Consider the following 14,384-nt stretch of genomic DNA (forward strand, 5'->3'; position numbering starts at 1 on the left):
GACTCATTCGAGTCTGCGGACCGCCTTTGTTTATGAAGGCTGTTTTTTCACAGCCGCTTTTGTGTTTTGGCTGATGTTATTTGTCGAGGGCGACGACTTCAGGCTTTTTGCCTTCGTCGATGCATTCCTTCGTGATGATGACCTTGCGCGGGGCGCTGGACTTCGGGATGTCGTACATGACATCGAGCATGACGTCCTCGATGATGCCCTTGAGGGAGCGGGCGCCGGTCTTGCGCTCGATGGCTTTTTTCGCGACGGCACGCAGGGCGTCTTCGGCGAATTCGAGCTTGACGTTATCCATGGCGAGGAGTTTCTCGTACTGCTTGACCGGTGCGTTTTTCGGCTCGGTCAGGATGCGCAGCAGGGCGTCTTCGTCGAGGGTCTCGAGCGTGCAGATGACAGGCAGGCGGCCGATGATTTCCGGGATGATGCCGTACTGCATGAGGTCTTCCGGGCGGACCTGATGGATGAGCTCGTCGTAGGTCGGCTTCTCGTTCTTGCTGGCGACTTCGGCGCCGAAGCCAATGGAAGAATCGGCTTTCTGCAGGCGTTTGGCGATGATGTCTTCGATGCCGACGAAGGCACCGCCGACGATGAACAGGATGTTCTTCGTGTCGACCTTGATGGTCGGGGCCTCCGGATGTTTGCGCTGGCCGCGGGCTGTGAACTCGACGATGTTGCCTTCGAGCATTTTGAGGAGGGCCTGCTGTACGCCTTCATGACCCGGGTCGGCCGTGATGGAGTTGTTGGCACCGGACTTTCTCGCAATCTTGTCGAACTCATCGAGGTAGATGATGCCGTGCTCGGCCTTCTGGATGTCCTTGTCGGCTGCATAGTAGAGGTTGCGGACGGCGACTTCTACATCGGCGCCGACGAAGCCGGCTTCCGTGAGGCTCGAGGCATCCGTGACGGCAAACGGCACATCGAGGAGTTTTGAGAGGTGCGAGAGAAGCGCTGTCTTGCCGCAGCCGGACGGGCCGAGCATGATGACGTTCGATTTCTCAATCTCCGTGCCATCGTCATTTGTGTAGCCGTATTTCATGCGCTTGTAGTGGTTGTAGACGGCGACGGAGAGGATTTTCTTCGCGCGGTCCTGATTGATGATGTACTCATCGAGGTACTGCTTGATGATGTGCGGTTTGTTCTTTTTGAGGATTTCATCGAGCTGGGCGGCGAAGTCCGGCGTCTCTTTTTTCGCCGTATCGGCTTCGTGCATCTCGATGTAATGGGCGAGTTCCTTGATGCAGTTCTTGCAGATGCCAAAGCCCGTGGCCGGGTCGTAAATCGGCATGTCGAAGGAGTCATGGATTTCGACTTCGCGCTTGCAGAAGCTGCAGCGCTGCTTCATGACTGGTTCTTTCGTTTTATCTTTATCATTAGCCATATAGAAAACACCCTTTCTGTATGTGAATGTTCTTTCTGAATTACCCCTGTATAGAACATTATCTACTATTATACCGCTTTTTTCAAGGAGATTTTATCCGCTGTTCCTTGCAAGGCTAAGACCTGTGTGATATAATAGACCGGTAATGGACGTAATGACGTCTGTTTTCAAGTCAAAATTTGACTGGCTTTCCCCCGAACAAGGGGAGCTAGGTCTAAACCAAGCCTGCGCAGAGTGGGCTTGTATCCATTCCCAGTTCCTGGGGGGAAAGAGAGGTGTAATAAAATGAAACAGGGTATCCATCCGAAGTACTACGAAGCTACGGTTATCTGCGGTTGCGGCAACACGTTCAAGACTGGCTCCACGAAACCGGAACTTCGCGTCGATGTCTGCTCCAAGTGCCATCCGTTCTTCACGGGTCGTCAGCGTGACGTACAGGCAGGCGGCCGCATCGAGAAGTTCAACAAGCGCTACGGCAAGAAATAAGATGCAGCATGATGAAGCAGAGCAGAGCAATCTCGCTCTGCTTCATTTTATATACAGACAAAATACAGCAGCCGGATGTATCCTATATATAATAGAAGAAAGTTGTTATTTGATATACAGGAGGTCCAAATTTATGGGCAATCATCTTATGGTAGGCGGTCAGGCCGTCATTGAAGGCGTCATGATGCGCGGGCCGAAGCTCACGGCTACGGCTGTGCGTGACCCGAACGGCGAGATTCAGGTGGAGACGAAGGATGTACATTCCATCGCCGACCGCTATCCGATTCTCAAGAAACCCATGCTCAGGGGCACGGTCTCGCTGATTGAATCGCTCGTCATCGGCATCCGCTCGCTGTCGTATTCGGCCAAGATGGCCGGCGAAGAAGACGAGCAGATGACGGATAAGGAAATGGCCGGCACGATTATCTTTGCGCTCGTGCTCGCAAGCATTCTGTTCATCGCCATCCCGACGGGAGCGGCACGTCTGTTCCACGTCATCACGGAAGACCCGTTCTTCCTGAACCTCATGGAGGGGTTTCTGCGCCTCGCGATTTTCCTCGGCTATATCTGGGGCATTTCGCGCATGAAGGACATCCGCCGCGTGTTCCAGTATCATGGGGCGGAGCATAAGACCATTCACTGCTATGAGGCCGGGCTGCCGCTGACGGTCGAGAACGTGCAGAAATTCTCGCGCCTGCATCCGCGCTGCGGCACGAATTTCCTGCTCATCGTCATGCTTGTCTCGATTTTCGTCTTTGCGTTCCTCGGCTGGCCAAATCTCGCGGAGCGCATTGCCTCGCGCATTTTGCTGCTGCCGGTCGTTGCGGGCATCTCGTATGAAATCATCCGCCTCGCGGGCCGCAGCGAGAATCCGATTATCCAGACGGCCATCAAGCCGGGCCTCTGGCTGCAGTATCTGACGACGCGTCCGCCGGAGGATGAAATGGTCGCCGTGGCCATCGAGTCGCTGAAGGCCGTGCTGCCGGAAGAAGAAATCGTCGAAGGGACGGGGGAATACCGTCATGTGGCTAAGCCCGTGCAGGAAGTCCCCGTGCCCTAAAATATATCCTATGGAGAGGTGAATCCTGTGCTGGAGAAGCTCCAAGCCGTTGAAGATAAATATAGGGAACTCGAGTCGCTCATCAGCGACCCCGAGGTCATGGCTGACATGACGAAATGGCAGGCCTATACGAAGGAGCATGCTGCCCTGACGCCGATTGTCGAGAAATTCCGCACGTATAAGAAAGTCGTCGCGGGCATCGACGAAGCCAAGGCGATGTTCCATGAATCCCTTGACGACGAGATGCGCAAATTCGTCGAGGAGGAGCTTGCGAACCTTGTCGAGCAAAAGGAAAAGCTCGACAGGGAGCTGCCCATCCTGCTCCTGCCGAAGGACCCGAATGACGAGAAAAATGTCATTGTCGAGATTCGCGGCGGCGTTGGCGGCGATGAAGCGGCGCTGTTTGCCGGCGACCTCTTCCGCATGTACTCGCGCTATGCCGAGAAAAAGGGCTGGAAAGTCGAAATCATGGATGCCAATGCGACAGAAATCGGCGGCTTCAAGGAAGTGACGTTCATGGTCACGGGCTTTGGGGCGTATTCACGTCTCAAATATGAGAGCGGCACACACCGCGTTCAGCGCGTGCCGGTCACGGAGTCGGGCGGCCGCATCCATACGTCGGCGGCGACGGTCGCCGTACTGCCCGAGGCCGAAGAAGTCGATGTTGACATCAATCCTTCGGACCTGCGCATCGACACGTACTGCGCGTCGGGCGCGGGCGGCCAGTACGTCAACAGGACTGAGACGGCCATCCGCATCACGCATCTGCCGACGGGCATTGTCGTGCAGTGTCAGGATGAAAAGTCACAGCTCAAGAACAAGGAAAAGGCCATGAAGGTCCTGCGCGCGCGCATCCTCGACAAGGCGCGTCAGGAGCAGGAGGCCGCCGTCGCGGCGGACCGCCGCAGTCAGGTCGGCTCGGGCGACCGCAGCGAACGCATCCGCACGTACAATTTCCCGCAGGGACGTGTGACGGACCACCGCATTGGCCTGACGCTGCACAAGATTGACGCCATCCTTGATGGCGACCTCGATGAACTCTTATCGGCCCTCATCACGGCAGACCAGGCCGAACGACTGAAGAAGGTGGACGCGAAGTGACAAATCAGGTATGGACCGTCGGACGTATCCTCAAGTGGACGGAAAACTATTTCAAGGAAAAGGGCATCGAGTCGCCGCGGCTTGACGCCGAGGTCCTGCTCGCGCACGTCCTGAAACAGGAGCGCATCTATCTCTACGTTCATTTTGATGAGCCGATGGAAGCAGAAGAGCTCGCAGCTTACCGCGAATGCATCAAGAAACGCGTCATGCATGTGCCTGTCGCGCATATCCTCGGCGAAAAAGAATTCATGGGTTTGACCTTCAAGGTTACGGCCGACACGCTCGTGCCGCGTCCCGATACGGAAATCCTCGTGCAGGCCGCCGTCGACCGGCTGCGCAGCCTGCAGGAAAGCGGGGCTGGCGCAGAAAAGCTGCATATCGCTGATATCGGCACGGGCACCGGCGCCATCTGCCTTTCGATCCTTCATTATCTTGAGGGGACCATGGCCGATACGGTCGATATTTCCCCTGCGGCGCGTGCCGTGGCCGAGGAAAATGCAGAGGCACTGGGCCTTAAGGACCGCGTGACGTTTCATACGGGCAATTTGCTGCAGCCGCTGCAGGGCATGACCTTTGCGGCGATTCTTTCAAATCCGCCGTACATCCCCGAAAAGGATATCGAAGCGCTGGCCCCTGAAGTTCGCCTCAAGGAACCGCATACGGCGCTTTCCGGCGGCAAAGACGGCCTCGACTTTTACCGCCGTCTGGCGAAAGACGCCCCGGCGATGCTGACGGATGGCGGTTTTATGGCTTTGGAAGTCGGCATTCATCAGGCCGAGGATGTGGCAAAGCTCGCCAAGGCTAATCCGCTGATCACGGAAACGGAGATTTTGCCCGACTACGCCGGTATTGACCGCGTCGTCGTGGCTTGGAGAAACAGGCCGGAAAAGATGCAGGCAGAGCCTGCCGAAGATACGGGCGATAACGAAAAAGCCGAAAATGCCGGAACGGAGGAAGATTGACCATGCAGACAGAAATCGTGAAGATAACGGATGTCCGCACGCAGCAGGAAGATTTGCAGCGTGCTGGCAAAATTCTTCGAAGCGGCGGTCTCGTGGCTTTCCCGACGGAGACGGTTTACGGTCTTGGAGCCAATGGCCTCGACGCGGAGGCCTGCGCGCGCATTTACGAGGCGAAGGGGCGTCCGTCGGACAATCCTCTGATTCTGCACGTCTGTGACCGCGCGATGGTTGATATGGTCGCGGCTGAGGTCACGCCGATGGCAGAAAAACTGCTCGCGGCGTTTATGCCGGGCCCGATTACCCTGATTCTGCGCCGCAAAGAAATCGTGCCGGACCGCATCACAGGCGGGCTCGACACGGTCGGCATCCGTATGCCGGAACATCCTGTGGCCCGCGCGATGATTCGCGCGGCCAGCGTGCCCATCGCCGCGCCTTCGGCCAATATCTCGGGCCGTCCGAGCCCGACGACGGCAGCTTCTGTGCTGCGCGATATGAAAGGACGCATTCCCTTGATTCTCGATGGCGGTCCGTGTCATTTTGGCGTCGAGTCGACGATTGTCGACTGCACGGGGCCAGTGGCCGTTATCCTGCGGCCCGGTGCCATCACGCGCGAGATGCTGACAGAAGTCCTCGGCGGCTGTAAGCTTGACCCGGCCTTAGTCGGGGCCGACACCGTGCCGAGAGCTCCGGGCATGAAGTACAAGCATTATGCACCGAAAGCCCCGTTAACACTTCTTGAGGGAGCCCCCGAGAAGATGCCTGCGGCCTTCCGCCGTCAGGTGCGCCGCCTGCAGGACGAAGGCCATACGGTCGGCGTGCTTGCAAGCTCTGAAGTCTGCCAGAGCCTGCAGGGGCTTGTGCCTGAAGAGCTTCTCGCGGACTACGGCCCGCAGGGAGATTTATTGGCCATTGCCTCGCATATCTACGAAGAGCTCATTGCCTTTAACGATACAAAGGCCGATGTGCTTCTAGGCGAAGGCACGACAGAAAAGGGCCTCGGCCTTGCCATCATGAACCGCCTGCACAAGGCCAGCGGTTTTCACAGCCTCAAAGTTTCGTAAGTTTATGCATAAAAAAATTCCTGTCACGGCATTGTCCATGACAGGAATTTTTTATTTTGTATACGCGAAGAGGGACTACAGACTTGCAGCAGTAATCCCTCTTCAAAGCAGGGGTCCAGGGTGCCGTTTGCTTTAAATGCCTAAAACCTGCGGCTAGCAGGTGGGTGCCCTAAGTCCGGTTTTTGCAGTCGCCGAGGCGGGCATCTGCCGGAATCAAATCAAGCTCCCTAGGAAAAATGTAGGTTAGACACTTCTAAAGCTCACGCACATCCCAGGCTTGTCCTTCTTTACGTGTATAATATCATAAAAAATTTACATACGCAAGTCTTGACAAATCAATAAAGAAGGCTGGTTGTAGAAAAGCTTGAAATCCCTTATAATGGAGAAATAGAGCCCAATCGAAAAGGAAGAAAAACGCATCAGCGTAAAAACATAAAGGGGAAAAAAACATGGCAAATACCTATAGTGTAGCAATCAGCTACAAGAACGACCTCGGCTGGATTGATTACGATGAAGAAGCAAAGAAAGCTACGGTTCATCTGGCCAACGAAGAGGGCAAAAAGAAAGTCGAAGAATATCTGAGCAAGACGCATCAGATTAACATCCCGCACGAGACACTCATGGATTTCACGCATGAGACGATTGACCCGCAGGCCGACCTCAAGAGCCTGCAGACGGCCCTGACCCGCCTTTGGGAGGCCACGGATGTCAGTGTGGACTGGAGCCGCCCGGTAGACTATGTTCGCTTACATCCACACTATTGAGATAAAGTAAAAAAGTCTCCCGCTGTCGAAGTTTAAGACAGCCGGAGGCTTTCTTTTTTTGCTCTTTACGCCGTGTTTAACAGGAGTTTATCTTCCCTCACTATACTCTAAGATAAATCAAAGGTTAGATGAAGAGAAGAAGGGAAAGATAAAATGAGACGCAAGGACTTTTTGTATCTGGCAGTTTTCGGGCTGGTGCTTTTTATGCTCGGCAATTGGCTGCTGCCGGTCACGGACCCGGTCGAGTCGAATTACACGCAGACGGCCAAGGAGATGATCGCGGCAGGGGACTATATGTCACCGCGCATCTTTGGCAATTACTGGTATGATAAGCCCATCCTGTTTTATCTCGAGCTCATCGCGGCATTCAAGATGTTTGGCATGACGGATTTTGCCGCGCGGTTTTTCCCCGCAGTCTTCGCGGTCGCCGGTATCCTCGTGACATACGCCTTTGCAGCTAAGCTCTACAGCCGCAACGTTGGTATTTTCGCGGCCGTGCTCCTGGCAACGACGGTCGAGTACTGGTACCTCGGTCATGCCATCATCACGGATATGACACTTTTTCTGACGGTCAGTCTGACGCTCATCAGTTTTTATCGGGGCTATGAGACGGATAAGCCGGTTTACTACTATCTGGCCTTTGCGGCTGCGGCGGTGGCTGTGCTGACGAAGGGGCCAATCGGCCTTGCCCTGCCGGGCCTTGTCATCCTCGTATTCCTCGCGTGGCAGCGCGCCCTGCGTATGCTTTTAAATATCCATATGCTCGGCGGTCTTGTTTTGTTCTTTGCCATCGTTTGCCTCTGGTACCTGCCAATGTATCAGCTGCATGGCAGCGACTTCATCAATACGTTCCTTGGCGTGCATAATGTCCTGCGCGCAACGGTGCCGGAGCATCCGCGCAACAGCGTCTGGTACTATTACCTCATGGTCTTTGCCGTCGGTTTCTTTCCTTGGTCGTTTGTCATTGTACCGGTGTTCTTCAAGAAACTCTTTACGCGCCAGCTGCATCTGCCTTCCGGTGACAAAGAGCGTTTCCTGATGATTTGGGCACTGGCGGTCTTTGCGGCCTTTGAAGTCATGGCCTCGAAGTACACGACGTATACGTTCCCGTACATGATGCCGCTGGCCATCCTCATGGCTAAATATTTCCTCAGCCACGAGAAAATGTTCTGGCGCATGGCCAAGGGCATGAGTGCCTTTTATATCGTGATGGTCATGACGGTTGTCCCCTTTGTCACGCAGGGGCATTCGGGCAAGGACCTTGCCTCGCTGCTGCGCGCCAACAGCACGGCAGATACTGTGGTACTGACGTACGGCGTGCGCTATCCGGTGTCAATCCCGTATTACAGCGGCCGCACGCCAAAACGCCTGGTGGCAACGGATGCTGACATCGAGAAGGAACGTCCGCAGAAAATGAGCTGGACGGCGACGAATATCATGCCGTTCATGGCGGTCTCGGATATGGACCTTTCGGAGGATACCATCATTGTGACAAATAAGGACAGCCGGGAGAAACTCGGCGATGAGGTCCCAGGATTCTGGGAAGAGATTGGGAGCGACAGTGAGTACATAGTCTATAAGCTCGTGCCGAATCACGATGATGGCCGCGTGGACCGGGCAGAGAGGAAAAATGACACACCGTATGGAACTATAATACAGCGCTTGTCAGGAAAAATGAATTGAAGAGGGACTCCTTGACAGGTCGGGGAGGAATATTTATGAAACTGCGTGACCTTTCCGTGCGGCACCGTCTGCTGCTCAACAATGTCATCATGGTGCTCGTGCCGATGTTTTTGCTTATGGCCATTGGCAGTGCCGTTTTCTATGGCCTGCGGGCTACGGGCAATTTCCGCGAACGTGAGCTCGAGGTCCTTTGGCCGGAAGCGGGAAATTCTATTCCCGTTCATATTGCCCTGAGTCATCTTTATGCGAATGTCGATGGCGGCGAGAAGGAGAGCCTGCCGCGCCATATGGAATCTATAGAAAAGCTCGGGGTTAAGGTGGTATGCATCCGCGATGGCGTGATTGATTACGAGACGGAGCCAGGAATTTCTGAGACCCTGATTGCCGAGTCGTATGAACTTGCGCCGCAGGAGGGCAATGTCATGCGCTGGGATGCGCAGGGGCTCGTTTACCGCTATATCTCGAAAGATAAGAAATCCATCGCCGTGGCTGTAGGTCCGGTGCCTTTTGAGATTGGGCGGGGCTTTTTCCCGCCGCATATGGGGCCTGTCTGGCGCGGCACCGCTCTGGCCGTCTTTTTGCTGTCGATGTTTATCATCGTGCTCGTGGGCTGGCTGCTCGTGCGGCGCATGTCGCGGGATATTCTGCATCCTTTGACGGAACTGCAGCAGGCCTCAAGGCGCATCCAGCATGGCGACTACGATACAAAAATCGTGAGCCATGAGGCAGACGAGCTCGGCGAAACGGCGGAGACTTTTGAGGAAATGCGCCAGCAGCTCAAAGAGAGCCGCAAACTGCGCGAGCAGTACGAGAAAAATCGTCAGGAACTTTTTGCGGGTATTGCCCATGACCTTGCGACTCCCTTGACGAAGATTCAGGGCTATACGAGCGGCGTCCTCGACGGCATTGCCAATACTCCCGAAAAACAGCGCCATTACCTCGAGCTCGTCTACCATACGAGTCAGAATATGGAACAGATGGTGCATGAATTGTTCCTGCTCTCGAAGCTCGAACTCGGCAAGGCGGTATTCCAATGGGAAAATGCCTCGCTGGTCAATCTGTTGTCCCAGTATGTAAAACTGCAGGCGGCGCCTCTGCAGGAACAGCATTTCTCCCTGACGTTTGAAAATCGGCTCGGCGATGACCCTGCCGTCATCCGCCTTGACCGCCTCCAGTTTCAGCGTGTACTCGACAACACCCTTAGTAATGCGTTAAAATACAAAGATAGTGACACTGGCAGTCTGACGCTGCGTCTGGCCGCGCAGGATGGAGGCTATCTTCTGGAATGCGAGGACCGCGGCCGCGGTGTAGCGCAGGAAGACCTCGGACGCATTTTTGAGTCGTTTTACCGCACGGACAAGGCGCGTGAGGGCGTGCCCAAGGGCAGCGGTCTTGGTCTTGCTGTCACGGCGAAAATTGTGGCGGCCATGGGCGGGCGCATCTGGGCAAGGCCCGCCATGCCGAAAGGGCTGTGTATCTGCATCTGGCTGCCGGCGAGGGAGAAGGCCTAGGGAAAAACAGGGGGCAGGGATGATATGAAAAAAATTCTGATTGTAGAAGATGACCGCGAGATTGCCGAACTGGAGCGCGATTATCTGGAGGCTTCGGATTTTGAAGTCACGATTGAGGGCGACGGCATCAAAGGCAGGGAAGAAGCCCTCAAAGGCAAATATGACCTCATCATCCTTGACCTCATGCTGCCGGGCCTTGATGGCTTCAATCTCTGCCGCCGTCTGCGCGAAGAGCTCGACATCCCTGTCATCATCGTCTCGGCCCGTCAGACGGACATCGACAAAATCCGCGGCTTTGGCCTCGGGGCTGATGATTACCTGACAAAGCCGTTCAGCCCCAGTGAGCTCGTGGCCCGCGTCAAGGCCCATGTTTCACGCTACGAGCAGCTGACAGCCAAAGAGCAGACGCGCATCGCGCAGCTTTCCTGCGGCCGGCTGACGCTTGAGGCCAAGTCGCACCGTGTCTTTAAGGACGGCGAGGAAGTCCATCTGACGAACCGCGAATTTGAGCTTCTGCAGTTTCTGATGGAAAACCGAGGGCTCGTTTTCAGCCGCGAGACGCTGTTTGAGCGCATCTGGGGCCTTGATGCCTTAGGCGACAGCGCGACTGTGGCCGTGCATATCAACCGCATCCGCGATAAGATTGAGACGGACCCTGCGCATCCTGCGTACATTGAGACGGTGCGCGGCGCCGGCTACCGGTTCCACCGCGACTGATTTCTATATAACATAGATAGGAAAAGAGGATTCTTGACGTGAAGATTTTAGTGACAGGCGGCGCCGGCTTCATTGGCTCGCATCTGGTGAGAAAATTATTATCGGCTGGGGAGCAGGTGACGGTGCTCGACAATTTCAGCACGGGCAGCCGCGCGAATCTGCCGGAAGCAGAGGGGCTTGCCTGCATCGAGATGGATGTAAACGACCCTGAGCTTGCCGACGTATTTAATGAAGGACAGTTCGATGCTGTCGTGCATCTGGCCGGCCAGACGACGGTGCATATTTCGATGGAATCGCCGGAGCTCGACGGCCACGAGAACATCATCGGCTCCATCCATGTCCTTGAGCAGGCGAAACGCACGCAGGTCAAACGCGTCATCTTTGCCTCAACGGCCGCGAGCTACGGCGATGTCGCCGAAGAAAAACTGCCAATCGTGGAGTCGGAGCCGCTGCATCCGCTGTCGTTCTACGGACTTTCAAAAGTCACGGTCGAGCATTATCTGCGCCTTTATCAGCGGGCCTTTGGGCTTGACTTTGTCATCCTGCGCTTTGCCAACGTCTACGGCGAACGTCAGGGCAACGGCGGCGAGGGCGGTGTCATCAGCATTTTTGCAAAACGTCTGGCTCAGGGAAAAGAACTCACGATTTACGGCGATGGCGAGCAGACGCGCGATTTCATCTACGCTGGCGATATTGCCGCGGGTATCTACGCGGCGCTTTATACGAAGCATGTCAATCATGCCTACAACCTGTCTTCGCAGACGGAAACGAGCCTCAAGGAGCTCGTGGCCATCCTGACCGATGTCTCGGGCAAAGAAATTCAGCCGGCTTATGCGCAGGCCCGTCCCGGCGACATCTACAAGTCCATGCTGGCCAACGGCCGCGCGTGTCGCTCGCTCGGCTGGGCTCCGGCCGTCCCGCTGCGCGAAGGGCTCAGACGCACGTACGAGTATTTTGCTGAGCAGTAAAATAAAACATGAGATACAAAAAGAGGAAGATTCCGGCATAGCCTGGAATCTTCCTCTTTTATATGTTCCGTGCTTTATATCAGTGCAGTTTATGACTCGGACGCAGGGAAAAGGCGATTTCGTTCACCTGCGTGACCTTCGGTCCTTCAAGCGGCGCGTCAACGACTTCGATCTGGTCAAGCATGTGGCGAACCTGCTCGCGGATGCTTGCGAGATATTCCTGACGCAGCATCTGCTGTTCCATGAGTTCTGTCTCGCTTAGACCGCTGCTGCGTTTTTTGCGGGAGAGCTCATTGATGCGGGCGATGAGTTCTTTCGTGATCATGTCGTGTTGTCCTTCCTTTTGCTACAATACACATTCTTTACTTTCATTATAATGATATGAGAGGGAATTGCAAGTTTTTTTGAACGCACATCGATTCTTTTTGAACAGGCATTGTGATGCGGCTTCATTGACAGTCCTTTCCTGTATTTGCTATACTAAGTCAGTAATCAATATATAGTGGTTAAAAAGAATAATTTTAAAAATATCTACTGTATCTGGTAGTTGACGTCGACGGAAAGTTGACAGGAAGTAGTAGGAGCGGAGTATATGGATTGTACTGTTAAGTCACCGGCATGGCAAAGTCTTTTGTCAAAATGCCGTGTAGATGGTCTTGAGGCCTGCCTTGCAGGCATCGAGCGGGATTTTGCTGCCGAACAGGCAAATTTTTTTGAGCTCGTAGAAAAATATGAGGTCTTTGCCAAGCCGTCGCAGAGCCCCGAGGAAAAACTGCAGGGACTTATCCGCGCGGCAGTGGAGCTCGTGACGGCGCAGGCGCCGTATTGGGATAAGATTGCGGCAAGACTGCGCTATCTCGAGTTCTCGCTGCAGCTCGCACAGGACGAAGCTAGGCGCGGCATCACGAATTTTGTGGCGAAGCTGCGTTATTTCGAGGCCAAAGGGCTTTACGGCAGCTACATCCTTGAGAATTACACGGAGCAGGAGCTGCGGCAGACGGCGAAATTCATGGACAGGGAGCGGAATCACCTCTATTCCTATGCCGGCCTTGACCTGCTTCTCTCGCGCTACATCATTCACACGCATCACGGCGTGCCCTTGGAGTCGCCGCAGGAAATGTATCTCGGCATTGCCCTGCACCTCGCCATGCTGGAAAAGGAAGACGTACGCCTCGACTGGGTCCGCCGTTTTTACGATATGCTGAGCCTGCAGCAGGTGACGATGGCGACGCCGACGCTCGCGAATGCCAGAAAACCGTATCATCAGCTCTCGAGCTGTTTTATTGACACGGTGCCGGATTCTTTGGAAGGCATTTACCGCAGTCTTGATTCGTTTGCCAAGGTCAGCAAATGGGGCGGCGGCATGGGGCTCTATTTTGGCAAAGTCCGCGCGACGGGCGCGGCCATCCGCGGATTTGAAGGCGCGGCGGGCGGCGTTATTCGCTGGATTCGACTGGTCAACGATACAGCCGTGGCTGTTGACCAGCTCGGCGTGCGTCAGGGGGCCTGCGCCGTCTACCTCGATGCCTGGCACAAGGACCTGCCGGAATTTCTGCAGCTGCGCACGAATAATGGTGATGACCGCATGAAGGCGCATGATATTTTCCCCGCGGTCTGCTATCCGGATTTATTCTGGAAGACGGCGCGCGAGGACCTCGATGCGCCGTGGTATCTCATGGACCCGCATGAAATCGAGATGGTCATGGGCTATGCGCTCGAGGATTTCTGGGGTGAGGAATGGGAAAACCGCTACCGTGCCTGCATTGCCGAGCCGCGCATTGATAAGCGCGTGATTCCCGTCAAGGAAATCGTGCGGCTCATTTTAAAATCCGTCGTCGAGACAGGCACGCCGTTTGCATTTTACCGCGATACGGTCAACCGGCTCAACCCAAATCCTCAGGCCGGCATGATTTACTGCTCGAATCTCTGCACGGAAATCGCGCAGAATATGTCGCCGGTCGAGGCTGTCAGCACGGAAGTAAAGACGAAGGACGGGGACACGGTCGTGCAGGTCACGACGCGTCCCGGCGATTTTGTCGTCTGCAACCTCGCAAGCCTCAACCTCGGCCGCATTCATGTGGAGGATAAGGAAGAGCTTCGCTCCGTCGTGCGCACGGCTGTCAGGGCCCTCGACAATGTCATCGACCTCAACGAGGCGCCGCTGGCGTATGCAAGACTCACGAACCAGAAATATCGCAGCATCGGCCTCGGCGTCTCGGGCTATCATCATATGCTGGCGAAATACGGCATCCGCTGGGAGAGTGAGGAGCATCTCGCTTTTGTCGATGATGTCTTTGCGCGCATCAATTATGCGGCGATTGAGGCGAGCTCCGATATTGCGGCCGAAAAGGGAGCGTACCGCTGCTTTGCGGGCAGCGACTGGCAGACGGGCGCGTATTTTACGAAACGCGGCTATACGTCAGCAAAATGGCAGCAGCTCGCGGCAAACGTCAAAACACAGGGATTGCGCAATGCGTATCTTCTCGCCATTGCGCCGACGAGCTCGACGTCCATCCTCGTCGGTACGACGGCTGGCGTCGACCCCATCATGAACCGGTTCTTCCTTGAAGAGAAGAAAGGGGCCATCCTGCCGCGCATCGCGCCCGACCTCAGCATGAAGACGTACTGGTATTACAAGAGCGCGCATACGGTCGACCAGACCTGGTCCATACGGGCCGCGGGCGTCC

13 protein-coding genes and 1 other RNA gene are annotated in these 14,384 nt (G+C 55.3%); 11 read left to right on the top strand and 3 right to left on the bottom strand.

What is annotated here, in order from left to right:
* Positions 1-76 precede the first annotated feature (76 nt).
* Positions 77-1,384 carry an ATP-dependent Clp protease ATP-binding subunit ClpX gene (clpX, locus tag ACI4OH_RS01575; RefSeq protein WP_439784018.1) on the bottom strand — a complete coding sequence of 436 codons (1,308 nt, stop codon included), beginning with the start codon at positions 1,382-1,384 and terminating at the stop codon, positions 77-79.
* A 285-nt stretch (positions 1,385-1,669) separates the two neighbouring features.
* On the opposite strand from clpX, the gene rpmE reads away from it, so the two are divergent.
* From rpmE to ACI4OH_RS01600, 5 genes are all read left to right on the top strand, one after another.
* Positions 1,670-1,870 (top strand): 50S ribosomal protein L31, encoded by a 201-nt coding sequence (gene rpmE, locus ACI4OH_RS01580; protein ID WP_295633051.1) that lies wholly within the window; start codon positions 1,670-1,672, stop codon positions 1,868-1,870.
* A gap of 133 nt (positions 1,871-2,003) precedes the next feature.
* Positions 2,004-2,930 carry a DUF1385 domain-containing protein gene (locus tag ACI4OH_RS01585; protein ID WP_295633048.1) on the top strand — a complete coding sequence of 309 codons (927 nt, stop codon included), beginning with the start codon at positions 2,004-2,006 and terminating at the stop codon, positions 2,928-2,930.
* A gap of 27 nt (positions 2,931-2,957) precedes the next feature.
* On the top strand, positions 2,958-4,031 hold the full coding sequence (prfA, locus tag ACI4OH_RS01590; protein ID WP_295633045.1) for a peptide chain release factor 1: 1,074 nt from the start codon (positions 2,958-2,960) through the stop codon (positions 4,029-4,031).
* Positions 4,028-4,993, top strand: coding sequence for a peptide chain release factor N(5)-glutamine methyltransferase (gene prmC, locus ACI4OH_RS01595; RefSeq protein WP_439784019.1), 966 nt, complete (start codon positions 4,028-4,030; stop codon positions 4,991-4,993). Before prfA ends, prmC begins: the two co-directional genes overlap by 4 nt.
* 2 nt (positions 4,994-4,995) lie before the next feature.
* Positions 4,996-6,054, top strand: coding sequence for an L-threonylcarbamoyladenylate synthase (locus ACI4OH_RS01600; protein ID WP_295633039.1), 1,059 nt, complete (start codon positions 4,996-4,998; stop codon positions 6,052-6,054).
* Between the two features lie 108 nt (positions 6,055-6,162).
* Here ACI4OH_RS01600 and ssrS read toward each other — a convergent pair.
* A non-coding RNA gene (gene ssrS, locus ACI4OH_RS01605) (6S RNA) lies at positions 6,163-6,335 on the bottom strand.
* 168 nt (positions 6,336-6,503) lie between these two features.
* On the opposite strand from ssrS, the gene ACI4OH_RS01610 reads away from it, so the two are divergent.
* The 5 genes from ACI4OH_RS01610 to ACI4OH_RS01630 all read left to right on the top strand — a co-directional run bounded on the left by ACI4OH_RS01610 (position 6,504) and on the right by ACI4OH_RS01630 (position 11,697).
* On the top strand, positions 6,504-6,818 hold the full coding sequence (locus ACI4OH_RS01610) for a hypothetical protein (RefSeq protein WP_302488897.1): 315 nt from the start codon (positions 6,504-6,506) through the stop codon (positions 6,816-6,818).
* Positions 6,819-6,971: 153 nt separating this feature from the next.
* Positions 6,972-8,501 (top strand): ArnT family glycosyltransferase, encoded by a 1,530-nt coding sequence (locus ACI4OH_RS01615; RefSeq protein WP_439784020.1) that lies wholly within the window; start codon positions 6,972-6,974, stop codon positions 8,499-8,501.
* Positions 8,502-8,536: 35 nt separating this feature from the next.
* Positions 8,537-10,012 (top strand): sensor histidine kinase, encoded by a 1,476-nt coding sequence (locus ACI4OH_RS01620; protein ID WP_439784021.1) that lies wholly within the window; start codon positions 8,537-8,539, stop codon positions 10,010-10,012.
* Between the two features lie 24 nt (positions 10,013-10,036).
* Positions 10,037-10,729: a response regulator transcription factor gene (locus ACI4OH_RS01625; RefSeq protein WP_439784022.1), complete on the top strand. Its 693-nt coding sequence runs from the start codon at positions 10,037-10,039 to the stop codon at positions 10,727-10,729.
* 38 nt (positions 10,730-10,767) lie between these two features.
* Positions 10,768-11,697: an NAD-dependent epimerase/dehydratase family protein gene (locus ACI4OH_RS01630; RefSeq protein WP_439784023.1), complete on the top strand. Its 930-nt coding sequence runs from the start codon at positions 10,768-10,770 to the stop codon at positions 11,695-11,697.
* A gap of 79 nt (positions 11,698-11,776) precedes the next feature.
* Here the strand turns inward: ACI4OH_RS01630 and ACI4OH_RS01635 are convergent, their stop codons facing one another.
* Positions 11,777-12,022, bottom strand: a complete 246-nt coding sequence (locus ACI4OH_RS01635; protein WP_295635149.1) for a DUF896 domain-containing protein — start codon at positions 12,020-12,022, stop codon at positions 11,777-11,779.
* A gap of 267 nt (positions 12,023-12,289) precedes the next feature.
* Here ACI4OH_RS01635 and ACI4OH_RS01640 point away from each other — a divergent pair.
* Positions 12,290-14,384, top strand: a 2,095-nt coding sequence (locus tag ACI4OH_RS01640; RefSeq protein ID WP_439784024.1) for a ribonucleoside-diphosphate reductase subunit alpha, incomplete at its 3' end; no start/stop codon positions are given.

This window comes from Mitsuokella apri, from assembly GCF_051886055.1.
Lineage (GTDB): Bacteria > Bacillota > Negativicutes > Selenomonadales > Selenomonadaceae > Mitsuokella.